12 protein-coding genes and 1 pseudogene are annotated in these 15,369 nt (G+C 70.1%); 6 read left to right on the top strand and 7 right to left on the bottom strand.

The window, feature by feature from the left end; genetic code table 11:
* The first annotated feature begins 27 nt into the window (after positions 1-27).
* Together C6N75_RS05000 and C6N75_RS04995 are read left to right on the top strand one after the other, a co-directional pair.
* Entirely contained in the window at positions 28-867 is an 840-nt protein-coding gene (locus C6N75_RS05000; RefSeq protein WP_105867612.1) for an isoprenyl transferase, read from the top strand.
* A 66-nt stretch (positions 868-933) separates the two neighbouring features.
* Positions 934-1,611 (top strand): CatA-like O-acetyltransferase, encoded by a 678-nt coding sequence (locus C6N75_RS04995; RefSeq protein WP_105867611.1) that lies wholly within the window; start codon positions 934-936, stop codon positions 1,609-1,611.
* Between the two features lie 57 nt (positions 1,612-1,668).
* On the opposite strand, the gene C6N75_RS04990 is transcribed toward C6N75_RS04995, so the two are convergent.
* The 4 genes from C6N75_RS04990 to C6N75_RS04975 form a co-directional block, all read right to left on the bottom strand.
* On the bottom strand, positions 1,669-2,094 hold the full coding sequence (locus C6N75_RS04990; RefSeq protein ID WP_105867610.1) for a Fur family transcriptional regulator: 426 nt from the start codon (positions 2,092-2,094) through the stop codon (positions 1,669-1,671).
* Between the two features lie 91 nt (positions 2,095-2,185).
* Positions 2,186-3,094 carry a metal ABC transporter permease gene (locus tag C6N75_RS04985; RefSeq protein ID WP_105867609.1) on the bottom strand — a complete coding sequence of 303 codons (909 nt, stop codon included), beginning with the start codon at positions 3,092-3,094 and terminating at the stop codon, positions 2,186-2,188.
* Positions 3,095-3,096: 2 nt separating this feature from the next.
* Complete coding sequence (locus C6N75_RS04980; protein WP_105867670.1) at positions 3,097-3,873, bottom strand: metal ABC transporter ATP-binding protein; 777 nt, start codon at positions 3,871-3,873, stop codon at positions 3,097-3,099.
* Between the two features lie 74 nt (positions 3,874-3,947).
* A complete protein-coding gene (locus tag C6N75_RS04975; protein WP_105867608.1) occupies positions 3,948-4,943 on the bottom strand; it encodes a metal ABC transporter substrate-binding protein in 996 nt (331 codons plus the stop codon).
* Positions 4,944-5,092: 149 nt separating this feature from the next.
* On the opposite strand from C6N75_RS04975, the gene C6N75_RS04970 reads away from it, so the two are divergent.
* From C6N75_RS04970 to C6N75_RS04955, 4 genes are all read left to right on the top strand, one after another.
* The gene (locus C6N75_RS04970; protein WP_105867607.1) at positions 5,093-6,475 is read left to right on the top strand and encodes a glycine--tRNA ligase; all 1,383 of its coding nucleotides are present in this window, start codon (positions 5,093-5,095) and stop codon (positions 6,473-6,475) included.
* Between the two features lie 525 nt (positions 6,476-7,000).
* On the top strand, positions 7,001-10,822 hold the full coding sequence (locus C6N75_RS04965; RefSeq protein ID WP_258177234.1) for a polymorphic toxin-type HINT domain-containing protein: 3,822 nt from the start codon (positions 7,001-7,003) through the stop codon (positions 10,820-10,822).
* Between the two features lie 118 nt (positions 10,823-10,940).
* Positions 10,941-11,657, top strand: coding sequence for a barstar family protein (locus C6N75_RS30080; RefSeq protein ID WP_146132487.1), 717 nt, complete (start codon positions 10,941-10,943; stop codon positions 11,655-11,657).
* A 799-nt stretch (positions 11,658-12,456) separates the two neighbouring features.
* Entirely contained in the window at positions 12,457-12,696 is a 240-nt protein-coding gene (locus C6N75_RS04955) for a hypothetical protein (protein ID WP_105867605.1), read from the top strand.
* A 469-nt stretch (positions 12,697-13,165) separates the two neighbouring features.
* On the opposite strand, the pseudogene C6N75_RS31355 reads toward C6N75_RS04955, so the two are convergent.
* The 3 genes and pseudogenes from C6N75_RS31355 to C6N75_RS04940 all read right to left on the bottom strand — a co-directional run.
* A pseudogene (locus tag C6N75_RS31355) lies at positions 13,166-13,674 on the bottom strand (hypothetical protein); the annotation flags it as partial.
* Between the two features lie 68 nt (positions 13,675-13,742).
* Positions 13,743-14,330, bottom strand: a complete 588-nt coding sequence (locus C6N75_RS04945) for a TetR family transcriptional regulator (protein ID WP_105867604.1) — start codon at positions 14,328-14,330, stop codon at positions 13,743-13,745.
* Between the two features lie 31 nt (positions 14,331-14,361).
* A partial coding sequence (locus tag C6N75_RS04940) for an aldo/keto reductase (RefSeq protein WP_258177233.1) occupies positions 14,362-15,369 on the bottom strand: 1,008 nt, incomplete at its 5' end.

Raw genomic sequence — 15,369 nt, 5'->3', positions numbered from 1 at the left:
GTGGATATCGAGGAGTGTGTGACCCGCATGGCACGACGCGGATTCCTGGGGCGGTCCCGGCGCGACTACCAGGACCCCGAGCCGCACCCGTCCGGCGCGCGGCCGCCCAAGATCCCCGCCGAGCTGGTGCCCCGGCACGTGGCGTGCGTGATGGACGGCAACGGCCGCTGGGCCAAGGAGCGGGGCCTGCCGCGCACCGAGGGGCACAAGGTCGGCGAGGGCGTCGTGCTGGACGTGCTCAAGGGCTGCATCGAGATGGGCGTGAAGAACCTCTCGCTGTACGCCTTCTCCACCGAGAACTGGAAGCGCTCGCCGGACGAGGTGCGCTTCCTGATGAACTTCAACCGGGACGTCATCCGCCGCCGCCGCGACGAGATGGACGCGCTCGGCATCCGCATCCGCTGGGTGGGCCGGATGCCCAAGATGTGGAAGTCGGTCGTCCAGGAGCTCCAGATCGCCCAGGAGCAGACCAAGGACAACGACCGGATGACGCTGTACTTCTGCGTCAACTACGGCGGCCGGGCGGAGATCGCGGACGCGGCGAAGAAGATCGCCGAGGAGGTCGCGGCCGGGCGGCTCGACCCGGCAAAGGTCAACGAGAAGACGTTCCAGAAGTACCTCTACTACCCGGACATGCCGGACGTGGACGTCTTCCTGCGCCCCAGCGGCGAGCAGCGCACCTCCAACTACCTGATCTGGCAGTCCAGCTACGCCGAGATGGTCTTCCAGGACGTGCTGTGGCCGGACTTCGACCGGCGCGACCTGTGGCGGGCCTGCCTGGAGTACGCCCAGCGCGACCGGCGCTTCGGCGGGGCGATCCCCAACGAGGAGCCGGCGGCGGACGCGCACGGCCGCCCGGAGGCGTAGCGGCCGAGGGCGCGGCGGCCCGGAAATGCGTTTCGGGCCGCGCGCCCTGCTCGGCATGATGGCCGGATGGACGCCGCGCCGACCCCGCTCCCGACCCCGACCCCGGTCGACCTCGACACCTGGCCGCGCCGGCAGCACTTCGCGCACTACCGCCGGGCCGTGCCCTGCACCTACGCGATGACGGTGGAGGTCGACGTCACCGCCTTCGCCTCGGCGCTGCGCGGATCACGGCGCAAGACCTATCTCGCGCAGGTCTGGGCCCTGGCCACGGTGGTCAACCGGCACGAGGAGTTCCGGATGTGCCTCACCGCGGCGGGCGATCCGGCGGTCTGGCCGGTGGTGCACCCGGCGTTCACCGTCCTCAACCCGGAGCGCGAGACCTTCGCGTGCGTGTGGACGCCGTACGACCCCGACTTCGGGGCGTTCCACGAGGCCGCCGCCCCGCTGCTCGCCGCGCACGCGCGGGCCGTCGACTTCTTCCCGCAGGGACCGCCGCCGCCCAACGCGTTCGACGTCTCCAGCCTGCCGTGGGCGTCCTTCACCGGCTTCACCCTGAACATCCGCGACGGCTGGGACCACCTCGCGCCGATCTTCACACTCGGCCGGTACGCCGAGCGGGACGGCCGGACGCTGATGCCGCTCGCGGTCCAGGCCCACCACGCCGCCGCGGACGGCTTCCACACGGCCCGCCTGGTGAACGAGCTGGCGGAGCTGCTCGCGGAGCCGGGGTGGGTGGACGCCTGACCGCTTCCGGGCCCGGCGGCGCCGGCGGCTGCCGGCCGATTCCCGTCTCCGGCCGGCTCAGGCGTCGGCGGCGGCCTTGGCGCAGTCCTCGCAGGTGCCGAAGACCTCGACGGTGTGGGCGACGTTCACGAAGCCGTGCTGGGCGGCGATGGACTCCGCCCACTGCTCGACCGCGGGGCCCTCGACCTCGACGGCCTTGCCGCACACCCGGCACACCAGGTGGTGGTGGTGCTCGCCGGTGGAGCAGCGGCGGTAGACCGCCTCGCCGTCGCTGGTGCGCAGCACGTCCACCTCGCCCGCCTCGGCGAGCGACTGGAGGGTGCGGTAGACGGTGGTGAGGCCCACCGAGTCGCCCCGGTGCTTCAGCATGTCGTGCAGGTCCTGCGCGCTGCGGAACTCGTCGACCTCGTTCAGCGCCGCCGACACGGCGGCCCGCTGCCGGGTCGACCGGCCGCGCACGCCGGGGGGTCCAGCAGTCGCCACAGGTGCCTCCTCACACTCGACCCGCTCATATGTACGCGGGCCATTCTGCCAGGCTCCCCCGGAGGGAGGCCCGGACCGGGCGCGGGGCCCGTCACACCCGTACGTCGTCGCCTCCCGTGCCGGTGCCGGAGGGGACGGCCACGTCGCAGGTGTCGGCGGCGGCCTCGCCGGGCGGGGCGGCGGCCCGCGCGCGGCGGCGGGACAGCGGCGCGGCCAGCGCGGTGAGCAGCACGAACACCGCGATGGCGAGCAGCACGATGGTCGCGCCGGGCGGCACGTCCTGGTAGTAGGACGTGACCGTGCCGGCCAGGGTGACACCGGTGCCGACGAGCACGGCGATCACGAAGGTGGCGCGGAAGCTGCGGGCCAGCTGCTGGGCGGCCGCGACCGGCACCACCATCAGGGCGCTGACCAGCAGCAGGCCGACCACCCGCATGGCGACGGTGACGGTGACCGCGGCGGTGATCGCGACCAGCAGGTTCAGCGCGCGCACCGGCAGCCCGGTGACCCGGGCGAACTCCTCGTCCTGGCTGACCGCGAACAACTGCCGGCGCAGGCCGAGGGTGACCAGCATCACGAACGCGGCCAGCAGGCAGATCGAGACGATGTCGTCCGCGGAGACCGTGGACAGCGAGCCGAAGAGGTACGAGGTGAGGTTGGCGTTCGACCCGCCGGGGGCGAGGTTGATCAGCATCACGCCGCCGGCCATGCCGCCGTAGAACAGCAGGGCCAGCGCGATGTCGCCGTGGGTGCGGCCGTAGGAGCGGATCAGCTCCATGGCGACCGCGCCCAGCACGGCGACCAGGGTGGCCATCCACACCGGGTTGGTGGACATCAGGAAGCCGAGGCCGACGCCGGTCATGGCGACATGGCCGATGCCGTCGCCCATCAGCGCCTGCCGCCGCTGGACCAGGTAGATCCCGACGGCCGGGGCGGTGACGCCGACCAGCACGGCCGCGAGCAGTGCCCGCTGCATGAAGGCGAACTGGAGGAATTCCATGGTCAGGTGAACAGTCCCGTGCGAAGCGGCTCGTCGGCCGCGTGCGGATGTACGTGGTCGTGGCCGGGCAGCGCGTGCTGCCCGACGGCCTCGGGCGGCGGCCCGTCGTGGACGACGCAGCCGTCCCGCAGCACGACCGCGCGGTCGATCAGCGGCTCCAGCGGGCCCAGCTCGTGCAGGACCAGCAGCACCGTCGCGCCGGCGGCGACCTGCTCGCGCAGGGTGTCGGCCAGCACCTCCTGGCTGGCCAGGTCCACCCCGGCCATCGGCTCGTCCATGATCAGCAGCTCCGGTTCGGCGGCCAGCGCGCGGGCGATCAGCACCCGCTGGTGCTGGCCGCCGGACAGCGCGCTGACCGAGTCCTTCGCCCGGTCGGCCAGGCCCACCAGCTCGATGGCCCGGTCCACCGCGGCCCGGTCGGCCTTGCGGAGCCGGCCCAGCTTCGCCCGGGAGAGCCGGCCGGAGGAGACGACCTCGCGCACGGTGGCGGGCACCCCGCCGGCGGCGGTGGTGCGCTGCGGCACGTAGCCGACCCTGGCCCAGTCGCGGAAGCGCCGCAGCCCGGTGCCGAACAGGGCGACCGAGCCGCCGGTCAGCGGCACCTGGCCGATGACCGAGCGGACGGCGGTGGACTTGCCGGAGCCGTTCGCCCCGAGCAGGGCGACCACCTCGCCGCGGTTCACGGTGAGGTCGACGCCCCGCAGCACGGGCCGCGCGCCGAGGGTGGCGGTGGCGGCGCGGACGGCTATGACGGGCTCGGTGCTCTCCACGGATTCCATGGTGTCCTCGATCGGCTTGCTGCGCGCTTTCGGGACGGTGGGCCGCCCGGCGGGCCGCCGCTCGGCCGGCTGCGTCATCGGGCCCCCAGGGACTTCTTCAGGGCGGTCAGGTTGGCCTGCATGACCTGGAGGTAGTCCTCGCCCTTGCTGCGGTCGGTGATGCCCTCCAGCGGGTCAAGCACGTCGGTCTTCAGGCCGGTGTCCTTGGCCAGGGTCTTCGCGGTGCGGTCGCTGGCGAGCGTTTCAAAGAACACGGTGTTCACCTTGTCCTTCCTCGCGATGGACTGGAGGGCCTTGATCCGCGCCGGGCTGGGCTCGGACTCGGGGCTCACGCCGGAGATGCCCTCCTGGTCCAGGCCGTAGCGCTCGGCGAGGTAGCCGAAGGCGGCGTGGGTGGTGATGAAAGTGCGGGTGGCGGTGTTCTCCAGGCCCGTCCGGTACGCGGTGTCGAGCGCGGTCAGCTCCTTGACCAGCGCGTCGGTGTTCTTCTCGTAGTCGGCGGCGTGGTCCGGGTCGGCCTTGGCCAGGGAGTCGCCGACGCCCTTGGCGATCTCGGCGTACTTCACCGGGTCCAGCCAGACGTGCGGGTCGGTGCCGGCCTCGTGCTCGTGGTCATGGCCCTCTTCGCCGTGCCCCTCTTCGCCGTGGCCCTCTTCGCCGTGCTCATGGCTGTGGCCCTCGGTGGACGCGCCGTGGCTCTCCAGGGTGGTCAGCGAGCCGGCGTCGACCTTGTTCCGCACCTCGGCCTGGTCGATGGCCTCGTCCACGGCGGGCTGGAGGCCCTTGAGGTAGAGGACGTAGTCGGCCTCGCCCAGTTCGCCGATCTGCCGGGGCTTGAGCTCCAGGTCGTGCGGCTCGGTGCCGGGCCGGGTCAGAGTGGTGACGTCGACGTGCGTGCCGCCGATGCGCTCGGCCAGGAACTGCATCGGATAGAAGGACGCGACGACGTCCACCTTGCCGTCGGCTCCCGCCGGGGAGGAGTCGGCGCCGCCGCAGGCGGTCAGGGTGACCAGGCCGAGGGCGACGGCGGCGGCGACGGAGGCGGAAGGTATCGAACGGCGTACTCTCATGACAGTCATTTTCAACAATATTGAAAACGTTTGTCAACAAGGTCTTCCGTGTGCTGGGTCACCCACCGATTTGGTCCCGGGGGTGCGCCCGCCGGTAATCTGAATCATTCGCAAGCGCCGTTCGTGACCGTCGTACTGAAGAGAGCACCGTGGCCGCCGACAAGATCGACACCATCGTCAGCCTGAGCAAGCGCCGTGGCTTCGTCTACCCCTGCAGCGAGATCTACGGCGGGCAGCGCGCCGCCTGGGACTACGGACCGCTGGGTGTCGAGCTGAAGGAGAACATCAAGCGCCAGTGGTGGCGCTACATGGTCACCTCGCGCGAGGACGTCGTGGGCATCGACTCCTCGGTGATCCTGGCGACCGAGGTGTGGGAGGCGTCCGGGCACGTCGCCACCTTCACCGACCCGCTCACCGAGTGCACCTCCTGCCACAAGCGCTACCGCGCCGACCACCTCGAGGAGGCGTACGAGGAGAAGCACGGCCGCCTCCCCGAGAACGGCCTCAAGGACCTCAACTGCCCCAACTGCGGCAACAAGGGCACCTTCACCGAGCCCAAGCAGTTCTCCGGCCTGCTCTCCACCCACCTCGGCCCGACCCAGGACTCCGGCTCCGTCGCCTACCTGCGCCCGGAGACCGCCCAGGGCATCTTCACCAACTTCGCCCAGGTGCAGCAGACTTCGCGCAAGAAGCCGCCGTTCGGCATCGCGCAGATGGGCAAGTCCTTCCGGAACGAGATCACTCCGGGCAACTTCATCTTCCGCACCCGCGAGTTCGAGCAGATGGAGATGGAGTTCTTCGTCAAGCCGGGCGAGGACGAGCAGTGGCAGGAATACTGGATGGAGCAGCGCTGGAACTGGTACCGCGACCTGGGTCTCCGTGAGGAGAACATGCGCTGGTACGAGCACCCGGCGGAGAAGCTCTCCCACTACTCCAAGCGCACCGCCGACATCGAGTACCGCTTCTCCTTCGGCGGCAGCGAGTGGGGCGAGCTGGAGGGCGTCGCCAACCGCACCGACTACGACCTGTCCGCGCACTCCAAGGCGTCCGGCACCGACCTGGCGTACTACGACCAGGAGGCCGGCGAGCGCTGGACCCCCTACGTCATCGAGCCGGCGGCGGGCGTGGGCCGCGCCATGCTGGCCTTCCTCCTCGACGCGTACAACGAGGACGAGGCCCCCAACGCCAAGGGCGTCATGGAGAAGCGCGCCGTGATGCGCCTCGACCCACGCCTCGCGCCGGTCAAGGCCGCGGTGCTGCCGCTCTCCCGCAACCCGCAGCTCTCGCCGAAGGCCAAGGGCCTGGCCGCCGACCTGCGCAAGAACTGGAACATCGAGTTCGACGACGCGGGCGCGATCGGCCGCCGCTACCGCCGCCAGGACGAGATCGGCACGCCGTTCTGCGTCACCGTCGACTTCGACACCCTCGACGACAACGCAGTCACCGTGCGCGAGCGCGACTCCATGAAGCAGGAGCGCGTCTCCCTCGACCAGATCCAGGGCTACCTCGGCAGCCGCCTGCTCGGCTGCTGACGCCCGCTCCCGGCCCGAAGCCCCCGCCCGCACCGACCGACCGGTGCGGGCGGGGGCTTCGCATGTTGCGGGAGTGGCGAGGGCCGGCAAGCCGAAACTGAACAGACGGCAGTTTCCCGCCAGAACAAGCACGTTGCTCCGCCCCCAGATCGTCGCAAAGGTGAAGTGCATGTAAAGATCGTGCGATCCGAGCGGGCGATGATCGCTCCCCCTTCGGGGCGCAAGCGAATCCCCGAGGCGGCCCCTCGACCTCGTACCGCGATGTGGCGTGCGGCAGGGCCCCGGATCTCCCAGCAGACGTTCAGAGAGAGCACTCACGTGAGACTCAGAGGCATGCCCCTGCCAAGGTGGACCGGACGGTCATCGCCGGCGCCGGCGATAGGCCGGCTCCTCCCAGCGGGGCAGACCATGAGGCGGTCGTTTCTGTCCGCCGTTCTTCCCACTGTCCTCGTCACCAGCCTCCTCGGGGCCGTCCCCGCGACAGCGGAGGGGCAACCCGCAAGCGACCCCGCGTTCAACCGCGCCATGACGGCGGCATACTGGGATGACGGCGGGGCGGGTATCAGGGCGGCAGCCGAGCAGGCGCTGCTCGGTTCGGACGAGGACATCCGACGCTTTCTCGACGAGGCGCCGGCCATCCAGCAGGCCGATGACGCCGTGGACGTGAGCCGGTTGTTCACCGTCGGTGGTCCGTCGGTGCGGGAGGCGGCCAGGACAGCCCTGAGAGGCAGTCACGAGGACCTCCAGTGGTTCCTGGCCACCGGATGGCAGAAGCCTCTGGAGGCGGACCGTGCGGTGGAGGCGTCGCGGGCCGTCAGTGTGGGGGGCACGGGTGTCCAGGACGCCGGCAAGGCGGCTCTGAAGGAGGGCCCGGAGGCTGTCGCGGCGTTCCTGGAGACGGGGCAGTACCGGGCGCGGGAGGCGGACAACGCGGTCGAGGTCTCCAAGCTGTTCAGCACCGGTGGCCCGAACATCAAGGCGGCGGCGAAGCTGGCGCTGCGGGGCACGCCGGACGACATCGCGGAGTTCCTCGAGGTGGGCCAGTTCGTGGCCCGTAACCGGGATCAGGAGCATGCGACCGTCGCTCAGTTGACGGAGCAGGCCAAGCAGGCCGGCAAGCAGGCCGAGGCCGCGACGGAGAACGCGCAGGAGGCGTCCGCGCGGGCGGTGGCCGCTTCGCAGCTAGCCAAGGAGGCCGCGGCAAAGGCGGCGGCCGAGACGGAGGCGGCTCGCAACGACGCCAACCGTGCCGCGTACAAGGCCAAGCAGGCGGCGGATTCCGCGAGGGCGGCGGCCGGAGCGGCGCAGGAGGCGATCGGGGCGGCGAGCGCGGCCAACCGCGCCGCGCGGCTGGCGTCGCTGGCGGCGGCGCAGACCGCGAACGCGGCCGCCGCGGCGGCGAACGCGGCGAACGACGCCTACCGGGCGGCTGCCGCAGCGGCGAAGGACGCGGGCAAGGCGAAGGAGGCCCAGCAGAAGGCCGCCGCCGCCCGGGGCGCGGCGCTGCTGGTGCGGACGTCGATAGCGGCCGCCGAGCAGTCGGCCAAGGCGTCTTTGGCGGCCGGGGAGGCCGCCGCCGCAGCGCGGAGCGCCGGGACGAACGCGTCGGCCGCCGCGACCTCGGCAGAGGAGGCCAACCGGCACGCGGAGGCGGCCGGGGTGCACTCCTCGGAGGCGCGCAACGCCGCGGCGGACGCGCGCCGGCACGCCAACGCGGCCAACCGCGCGGCTGACGCCGCCACCGCGCTGGCGCGGCGGTCGGCGGAGCAGGCGTATGCGGCGCGCGACGCGGCGGCCTCGGCCGCCACGCACGCCGACAAGGCGGCCGACGCAGCCGAGCTGGCGGCGAAGTACGCCGGGCAGAGCGCTACCGCGGCCGCCGACGCACGCAAGTGGGCGGACGCGGCCAAGACCGCAGCGGTAACGGCGACCGCGGCGGTGAGCACCGCGAAGAATGTGCACCAGGTCGCGCTCGACGTGGAGGCCGCCGAGCTGACGGCCCGCGGCGAGGCCGCGGTCGAGGAGGCGCGCACGCAGAAGGAGTACAACTCCCGCCTGGTCTCGGAGGCGGCGACGGTGGCGCGGGACGCCCGTTCGCTGGACGCCACCGCGGCGGCTCTGGCGGCCGAGGCGGTCCAGCCCGGCGCTGACGTCCCCGTTCTGGCGGACAAGGGGCGCGAACTGGCCATGGACGCACTGGAGATGCGCGGTCCCTGGCACGAGGCCGCCGCCATGGCCGCGCTGAGCGGAAGCGACGAGGGCGTACTCGACTACCTGCGCTCCGGTTGGAAGGCCGCGGAGCTGGAGGAGACGAGGGACAAGGTCCTTCAACTGAGCACTTCCAGCCCCTATCCGTCGGTGCGGCAGGGCGCCGCTGACGCGCTCACGGGCACCCCGGAGCAGGTGGCCGCCTTCTTCACCACCGGCCAGTACACCGTCGGGCAGGCCGACATGTCCGTGGCGGTGTCGAAGATCTACAACACGGCGGACACGGGTGTGAAGGAAGCCGCCCGCATAGCCCTGGCCGACGGCAGCGGCAAGGCACTGGCAACCTTCCTCCAGACCGGTCAGCACTCCGCCCGCCAGGCTGACGAAGCCGTCACCGCCTCGCAGATCTACAACGAGGCGGCAAGCGGCACAGAGCTGAAGGCCGCCGCCAAGGCCGCCCTCGCCGGTGATGCTCAGTCGGTGCACGACTTCGTCACCGTCGGCCAGTACATGGCTGCCCGCAAGGACGGCCTGACCGGCCACCACCGCGCCCAGATCGCCAGGCTGCTCGCCGAAGGTCAGATCGTCGCGGCCCATGCCCAGGCCAACCGCTGGCTCGCGGCCGAAGCGGCTGCTCTCGCCAATGGCGCCAGTGCGGAGGCCGGCACCGCCGCGGCCGAAGCCAAGAGGTCCGCTGACACAGCCAAGGGCTACGCGGCTGACGCCAAGAACTCCGCCGACGCCGCCACGGCCAGTGCCAACCAGGCTGCGCAGTCCGCGACCGTCGCACGCAACGCCGCCAAGTCGGCCGAACAGGACGCCGACGCCGCTGAATCCTCCGCAGCCCAAGCCGAGTTTTCCGCTGACTACGCCCGCGAGTCCGCCGCCGAGGCGGTGTGGGCAGCGGCGGACGCCGAGAGGTCCAAGCTCGCCGCCGGCGAGAGCGCCGCAGCGGCCGAGGCCGCCGCGAGCCAGGCGTGGGAATTCACCCGGCAGAAGCGTGAAGCCGAGATAGCCGAAGCCAAGCGCCAGGCAGCCGAAGAGCACCGGAAGAAGATCGAGGCGGAGAAGAGCAAGAAGAAGCCCTGCTACGTCCCCATGAACCGGGACACCATCCCGCCCTGCATGATGACGGAGATCACGGGGTCCGACAGGGGCAAGTACGAGATCATCTTCGCCCGGCCCGACCTGGATCTCGTCAAGGCCATCGGCAAGGTGGCGTGGGAGTTCTCCGGCGCGGGTGACATCGAGAGGTGCATCAAGGAACCCACCTGGGGCGGCTGCGCCATGGCCGTCGCCGGCGTCACCCCGTTCGGCAAGGCGAAGAAGGTCTGGAACGGTGTGGAAGAGGTCGTCGACGCGTCCCGCATCGGCCGACACGGCACCCCTCCGTGCACTCCGGTGGGCAAGCACAGCTTCCTCGCTGGCACTCGCGTACTGATGGGGGACGCTACCACTCGTCCCATCGAGGACATTCGCATCGGCGACCGAGTTCTGGCCACTGATCCGGTGACCGGCGAAACCGGCCCTCGTTCCGTCGACGCCACCATATACACGCCGGACGACCGAGAATTCACAGACATTCGTACAGACTCGTCTGCCCGTGGTGCTCTTACGGCCACGGATCATCACCCCTTCTGGGTCGAGGGCGAGCAGACGTGGAAGGATGCCGGGGAACTCGTCGTCGGCGACCGGCTGCGCACCCCGAACGGTGACACTGAGAGGGTCAGCGGTGTTCATCACTGGAATGGGCTGCGCCCTGCCTACAACCTCACGGTGCGCGACCTCCACTCCTACTACGTCCTCACGGACGTCACACCGGTGCTGGTCCACAACAGTGACTGCCCGGTAGGCAACCTCTCGTCCCCGCTACCGAAGGGGATGAACTATCGCATAGCCTCGGCTTATGATGATGTGAAGGCGGGGCGGATCACCTCGCACAATGTTTATCAAGGTCGCGAGCATCCGTCGTGGGCCGGCGCCAAGGAGTATCGAGTGCCTGGTAGGCCGGACACTGACAGAATTTTGGTGAAGGAGCTTCCCAACGGCATCAAGATGTATGGCTGGACTTCCACCCACTACCGGAAGATTCAGCGCTTCAGTGCACCGCACTTCCCTGACTCGGGGTGGAAGAAGTAGGTAGGGTGTGCTGGTGGGTGCGGCGACTGGCTGCCGCACCCGCCAGACTTCCACCACAGAACATCGTGTAGATAGAGGTAAATTTCTCGTGACGGCTGTGGACGCGTACCCCCTCTGTGTGCTGGTGGATGACGAGTCCGGCGAAACCCTTATCGCCGCTGCGGAGTTGGATGGGTTCTTCGTCCAGCCCGACCGCGAACCGCCGGAGGTGACGTTTCGAAATGTGTGTAGATTCGCTGCGGGCAGGCGAGAAGTCGACAGTGCGGTATTGCGGATCGTAAATCACCGGGAGGATACGATTGGCGAGTACTACATCGGTCCGGTGCGCCTGCGTGCCGCGGAGGCGCGAGGGCAGGGCGCGGAACATCCCGCCGTCTTCTGCGAAATGCACGGCGATCGCGGTGAGTATCCGGAAGCCGAGGACATCTGGAGGCGGTGGGTGTTGGATCGGCCCCTGCAGGAGGGGGAGTGGGCGCAGCAGTCGGCGTACCGGCACATCGCTTGGTTGCACGTCGTGCAGAACGCCTGGTTCGCAACCGGGCACAGGGCGGCCCGGTACGGTTCCGCTGACGTCGTGCTGCTCGATGGCAGCCGCATGCCCACCACGGCCTCGTTCTACGTAGCTCTGGGCGAGGCGGTGAACGGGGCCGGAGGGTACTTCGGGTCGAACCTCGACGCCCTGGCGGACTGCCTGTCCTCTGACTGCGGGCAGGGGAATCTTAAGAGAATCGTCTGGCGGGAAGCGCGAATCTCTCGCCGACTCCTCCCATCCGGTTTTCCGGAGGCGGCGGCGGACGTATTGCGCGAATATGGCGTGCAGGTCGACATGGAGTGACGTCGATCCCGCCGGCCCCGGGGGAGCGGTCGCGAGCCTGGCGCGCAGCCTGTACAGGCGTAAGGTCAAGAGGTCGGGGTAGATATCAGGGAACTCTGCTTCCATCTGAGCGGCATGGCGGCCTGGAAGTTCTCCGGCGCAGGTGACGTAGAGCGGTGCATAAGGAACCCGCCTGGGGCGGATGCGCGATGGCCGTCGCCGGCGTCACCCCTTTCGGCAGGGCGAAGAAAGTCTGGAACGGTGTGGAGGAGGTCGTCGACGCGACGCGCCTCGGGCGACGTGACCTCTCCCCTGTGTTCCGAAAGATAAAGAGACTTTCCTCGCCGGGACCCGCGTACTCATGGGCGACAGCACCACCCGCGCAATTGAGAGCGTCCGTGTCGGCGGGTCCCACACCGGTGCTGGTGCACGACAGTGGGCCTGGGTGCGGGACGAACCGGATGTCGGCCGACAAGCTTCCGCATCACTACATGAGCACGAACAATCAAGGAGCATGCGCGCTGAGGATTTCGGCGTGAAGGGCCCTTATGGCAAGGCGAATGGGTAGGCCTTCCTGCGGGCCGTTGAACAACTCGTCAAGAATTCGGCGGCTCACCGAATTCAGGGAACGTACCGAGGGTGGCCGGCATTCCGTTTTGTGGACGATGCAGGCCTGCACGCATCGTTCGCCGCGGACGGATCCAAAGTCGGAGAGCATGTCGGCGGGTGGAGGCGCGAAGGGGATCAACACGCCTACCTCATTCGAGATGGTAAATTGCAGCGTGGTGCCGGCATGAGAGCTCGACCTGAGGATGGCTCCGTGGAAATCGGATTGACGCACGACCAAGCGCTCGTACTCTCCGATTGGATGAGTCGGGTTCTTCAACGAAGCGAATTCGCGGCAATCGTCGACGATCGCGCTGTGTGGTCTCCCCTGCTCTCTATCAATGGAGCACTGGAAACACAGTTGTCCTCGATCTTCGATGCGTCGTACACGACGCACCTGGATGCTGCGCGTCAGCGTCTGATTGCGGATCTCGGAGAATTCGGCGCGAGCTGAGACCGTCCTTCTGCCGGCACGGCTCGTCGGCGAGCCCTGGCGGTGTTGGCGGCACGTCTCAGCGGACGGCGAGCCGACTGATCCGCTAAGGGCAGAGGGACCTGAATGACGCAAGCATGCGGTCGTCTGTGCTGCCCAATCCGCAGCTCGCAAACCCGCGGGCCGGGCCACGCCCTCTCTGGTCCTACGAGCGCAGGCCGCGAAGGCGCATGTCGGTTGGTGGAGGTAAGGCGGCGCGAGTCGCCGGGGCGGCGAGTGCGGCCAACCAGGCAGCTCGGCGCCGCCCAGCCGGGGCGGGCTGCCGGATACCCGGACGCGGAGTTCCTCGCGATCCTCGTGGGCAGGGCCGACTTGGGGGATGCGCGGCGGTGCCTGAGGAATGCGCTGGAGATCGCGCTCGCCTTCGTCGAAGGCGTCGGTGACGATGTCGGCACTCGTCGATGATCGCGTCTCCGCGGAACGGGAGGGCGTCACACGGCGCGCGGAAGTCGCTTTCTCGCAGGCCGATGCGCGGGTCGACGTGGTGGAGGAGTGCGAGCCCCTGGTGCTGGGTCGTCACGTAGGTCTGGTCCAGCTCGCTCTGCTCGTCGTCCATCCAAGTGAAAGAACGCCCGCCCGCGTAGCCCACCAGCGGCGCGGTCTTCCAGTGGACCCGTCAGGGCGCTCCCGGAGGAGGGCTCGCCGAAGTCGACGAAGGGAAGCTCCGAAGGCCGATGACCCGGTGCGATCCAGCGGTTGGCGTCGCCCGTCCGTGGAGTGGCCCAGTACGGCTCGAAGCCGAGCCGGAGCAGGGATCGCCCGTGCTCCGGGTTGAGTCAGACACGCAAGGGGCGTCGTCGGGAGGACAGGCCGCCGTCGTCCTGGGCGCTGTCCCGGGGGGGCTCGGAGTGTGGTGTAGCCGTCGGGACGCCTCTCCGGCTGGGCTGCATAGGGGTTGACTGGCCCGTCCACGTCGAGGAACAGCAGCGGTCGGTTCACGTTTCCTCCAGGTCCTGCTCGGGGCGTGTGCCGCGGTGTCCCGCCGTGCGGTCCTCCGCGGCCTGCAGCTATGGGCGCAGGCCGCGGAGGAGGAGGTCGGTGACGGCGGTGAACTCGGTCTGGATGGCGGGGGAGGACCACACCGGGGCGTAGGCGGGGTCGTGGAAGCGGGAGGTGGCGTCGAAGACGGCGCGGGCCGCCTGGGCGGGGTCGGCCGGGGCGAAGCGGCCGGCCGCCGCACCCTCCTCGATGATCTGCTCCACCTGGCCGAGCAGGGTCTCGATGTGCCGCTCCACCACGGTGCTGCTGTCGTCGATCAGCGCGCTGTAGGTGGCGAACAGCTCCGGATCGTCGCCCGCCTTGTGGCGCTTGGCGTCGAAGAGCGTCGCCAGCCAGGCCCGCAGCTTCTCCGGGCCGGGGTCCGTGCCGGGGTCGGCGGTGGTCTCCGCGAGCAGCTCCTCGGTGCGGCCCAGCCAGCGCTGGGTGACCGCCTCGCGCAGCGCCGCCTTGGTGCGGAAGTGGCGGTAGACGCTGCCGTGGCTCACGCCGAGCGCCCGCGCCACGTCGACCACCGTGGCCTTGGCCGGGCCGTAGCGCCGCAGGACCTCCTCGGTGGCTTCGAGGATGCGGTCGGGGGTCAGCGCTTCACTGCTCATGGACAGTGACGGTACCTGGCGGGGGAGGCGCTCATCGCTCGCTGTCCAGATGGGCCATCTGGTCCGACGGGTAACGGTCGCCGGAGGCCGAGCCGGCGGGCACCGCCTTCTCGATGGCGGCCAGGTCGTCGGCGTCCAGCACGACGTCCAGCGCGCCCAGCGCCTCGGTCAGCCGGTCGCGCCGGCGGGCGCCGATCAGCGGGACGACGTCCTCGCCCTGGGCCAGCACCCAGGCGATGGCGACCTGGGCGACCGAGGCGCCCTTGGCGTCGGCGATCTCGCGCAGCCTGTCCACCAGGTCGAGGTTCCGCGTGAGGTTGTCGCCCTGGAAGCGGGGGCTCATGGCGCGGAAGTCGCCCGCGCCCAGCTCGCGGTCCCGGGTGAAGTGGCCGCTGATCAGGCCGCGGGACAGCACTCCGTACGCGGTGACGCCGACGCCCAGCTCGCGGGCGGTGGGCAGGATCTCCGCCTCGATGCCGCGGGTGATCAGTGCGTACTCGATCTGGAGGTCGGAGATCGGGGCGGTGGCGGCGGCCCGGCGCAGCGTCTCCGCGCCGATCTCGGACAGGCCGATGTGCCGGACGTGACCGGCCTGGACCAGCTCGGCGATCGCGCCGACGGTCTCCTCGATCGGCACGTCGGGGTCGAGGCGGGCGATCCGGTAGACGTCGATGTGGTCGACGCCCAGGCGCTGGAGGGAGTAGGCGGCGAAGTTCTTCACCGCGGCCGGGCGGCCGTCCACGCCGTTGAAGCCGCCCTCGACGTCCCGCAGCGCGCCGAACTTGACGCTGACCAGGGCCTTCTCGCGGTCGGCGGCGGGCGCGGTGCGCAGCGCCTCGTTGATCAGCAGCTCGTTGTGGCCCATGCCGTAGAAGTCGCCGGTGTCCAGCAGGGTGACGCCGGCGGCCAGGGCGGCGTGGACGGTGGCGATGGACTCGCCGCGGTCGCTCTCGCCGTACAGCGCGGACATGCCCATGCAGCCGAGGCCGAGCGCGGAGACCTCGGGGCCGGTGCGGCCCAGGCGGCGACGGGGGAGCGA

The sequence above is a fragment of the Streptomyces solincola genome, from assembly GCF_002982015.1.
Classification (GTDB): Bacteria; Actinomycetota; Actinomycetes; order Streptomycetales; family Streptomycetaceae; genus Streptomyces; species Streptomyces solincola.
Note: the sequence above shows the minus strand (reverse complement) of the source record. Positions and strands in the feature narration are given on the sequence as shown.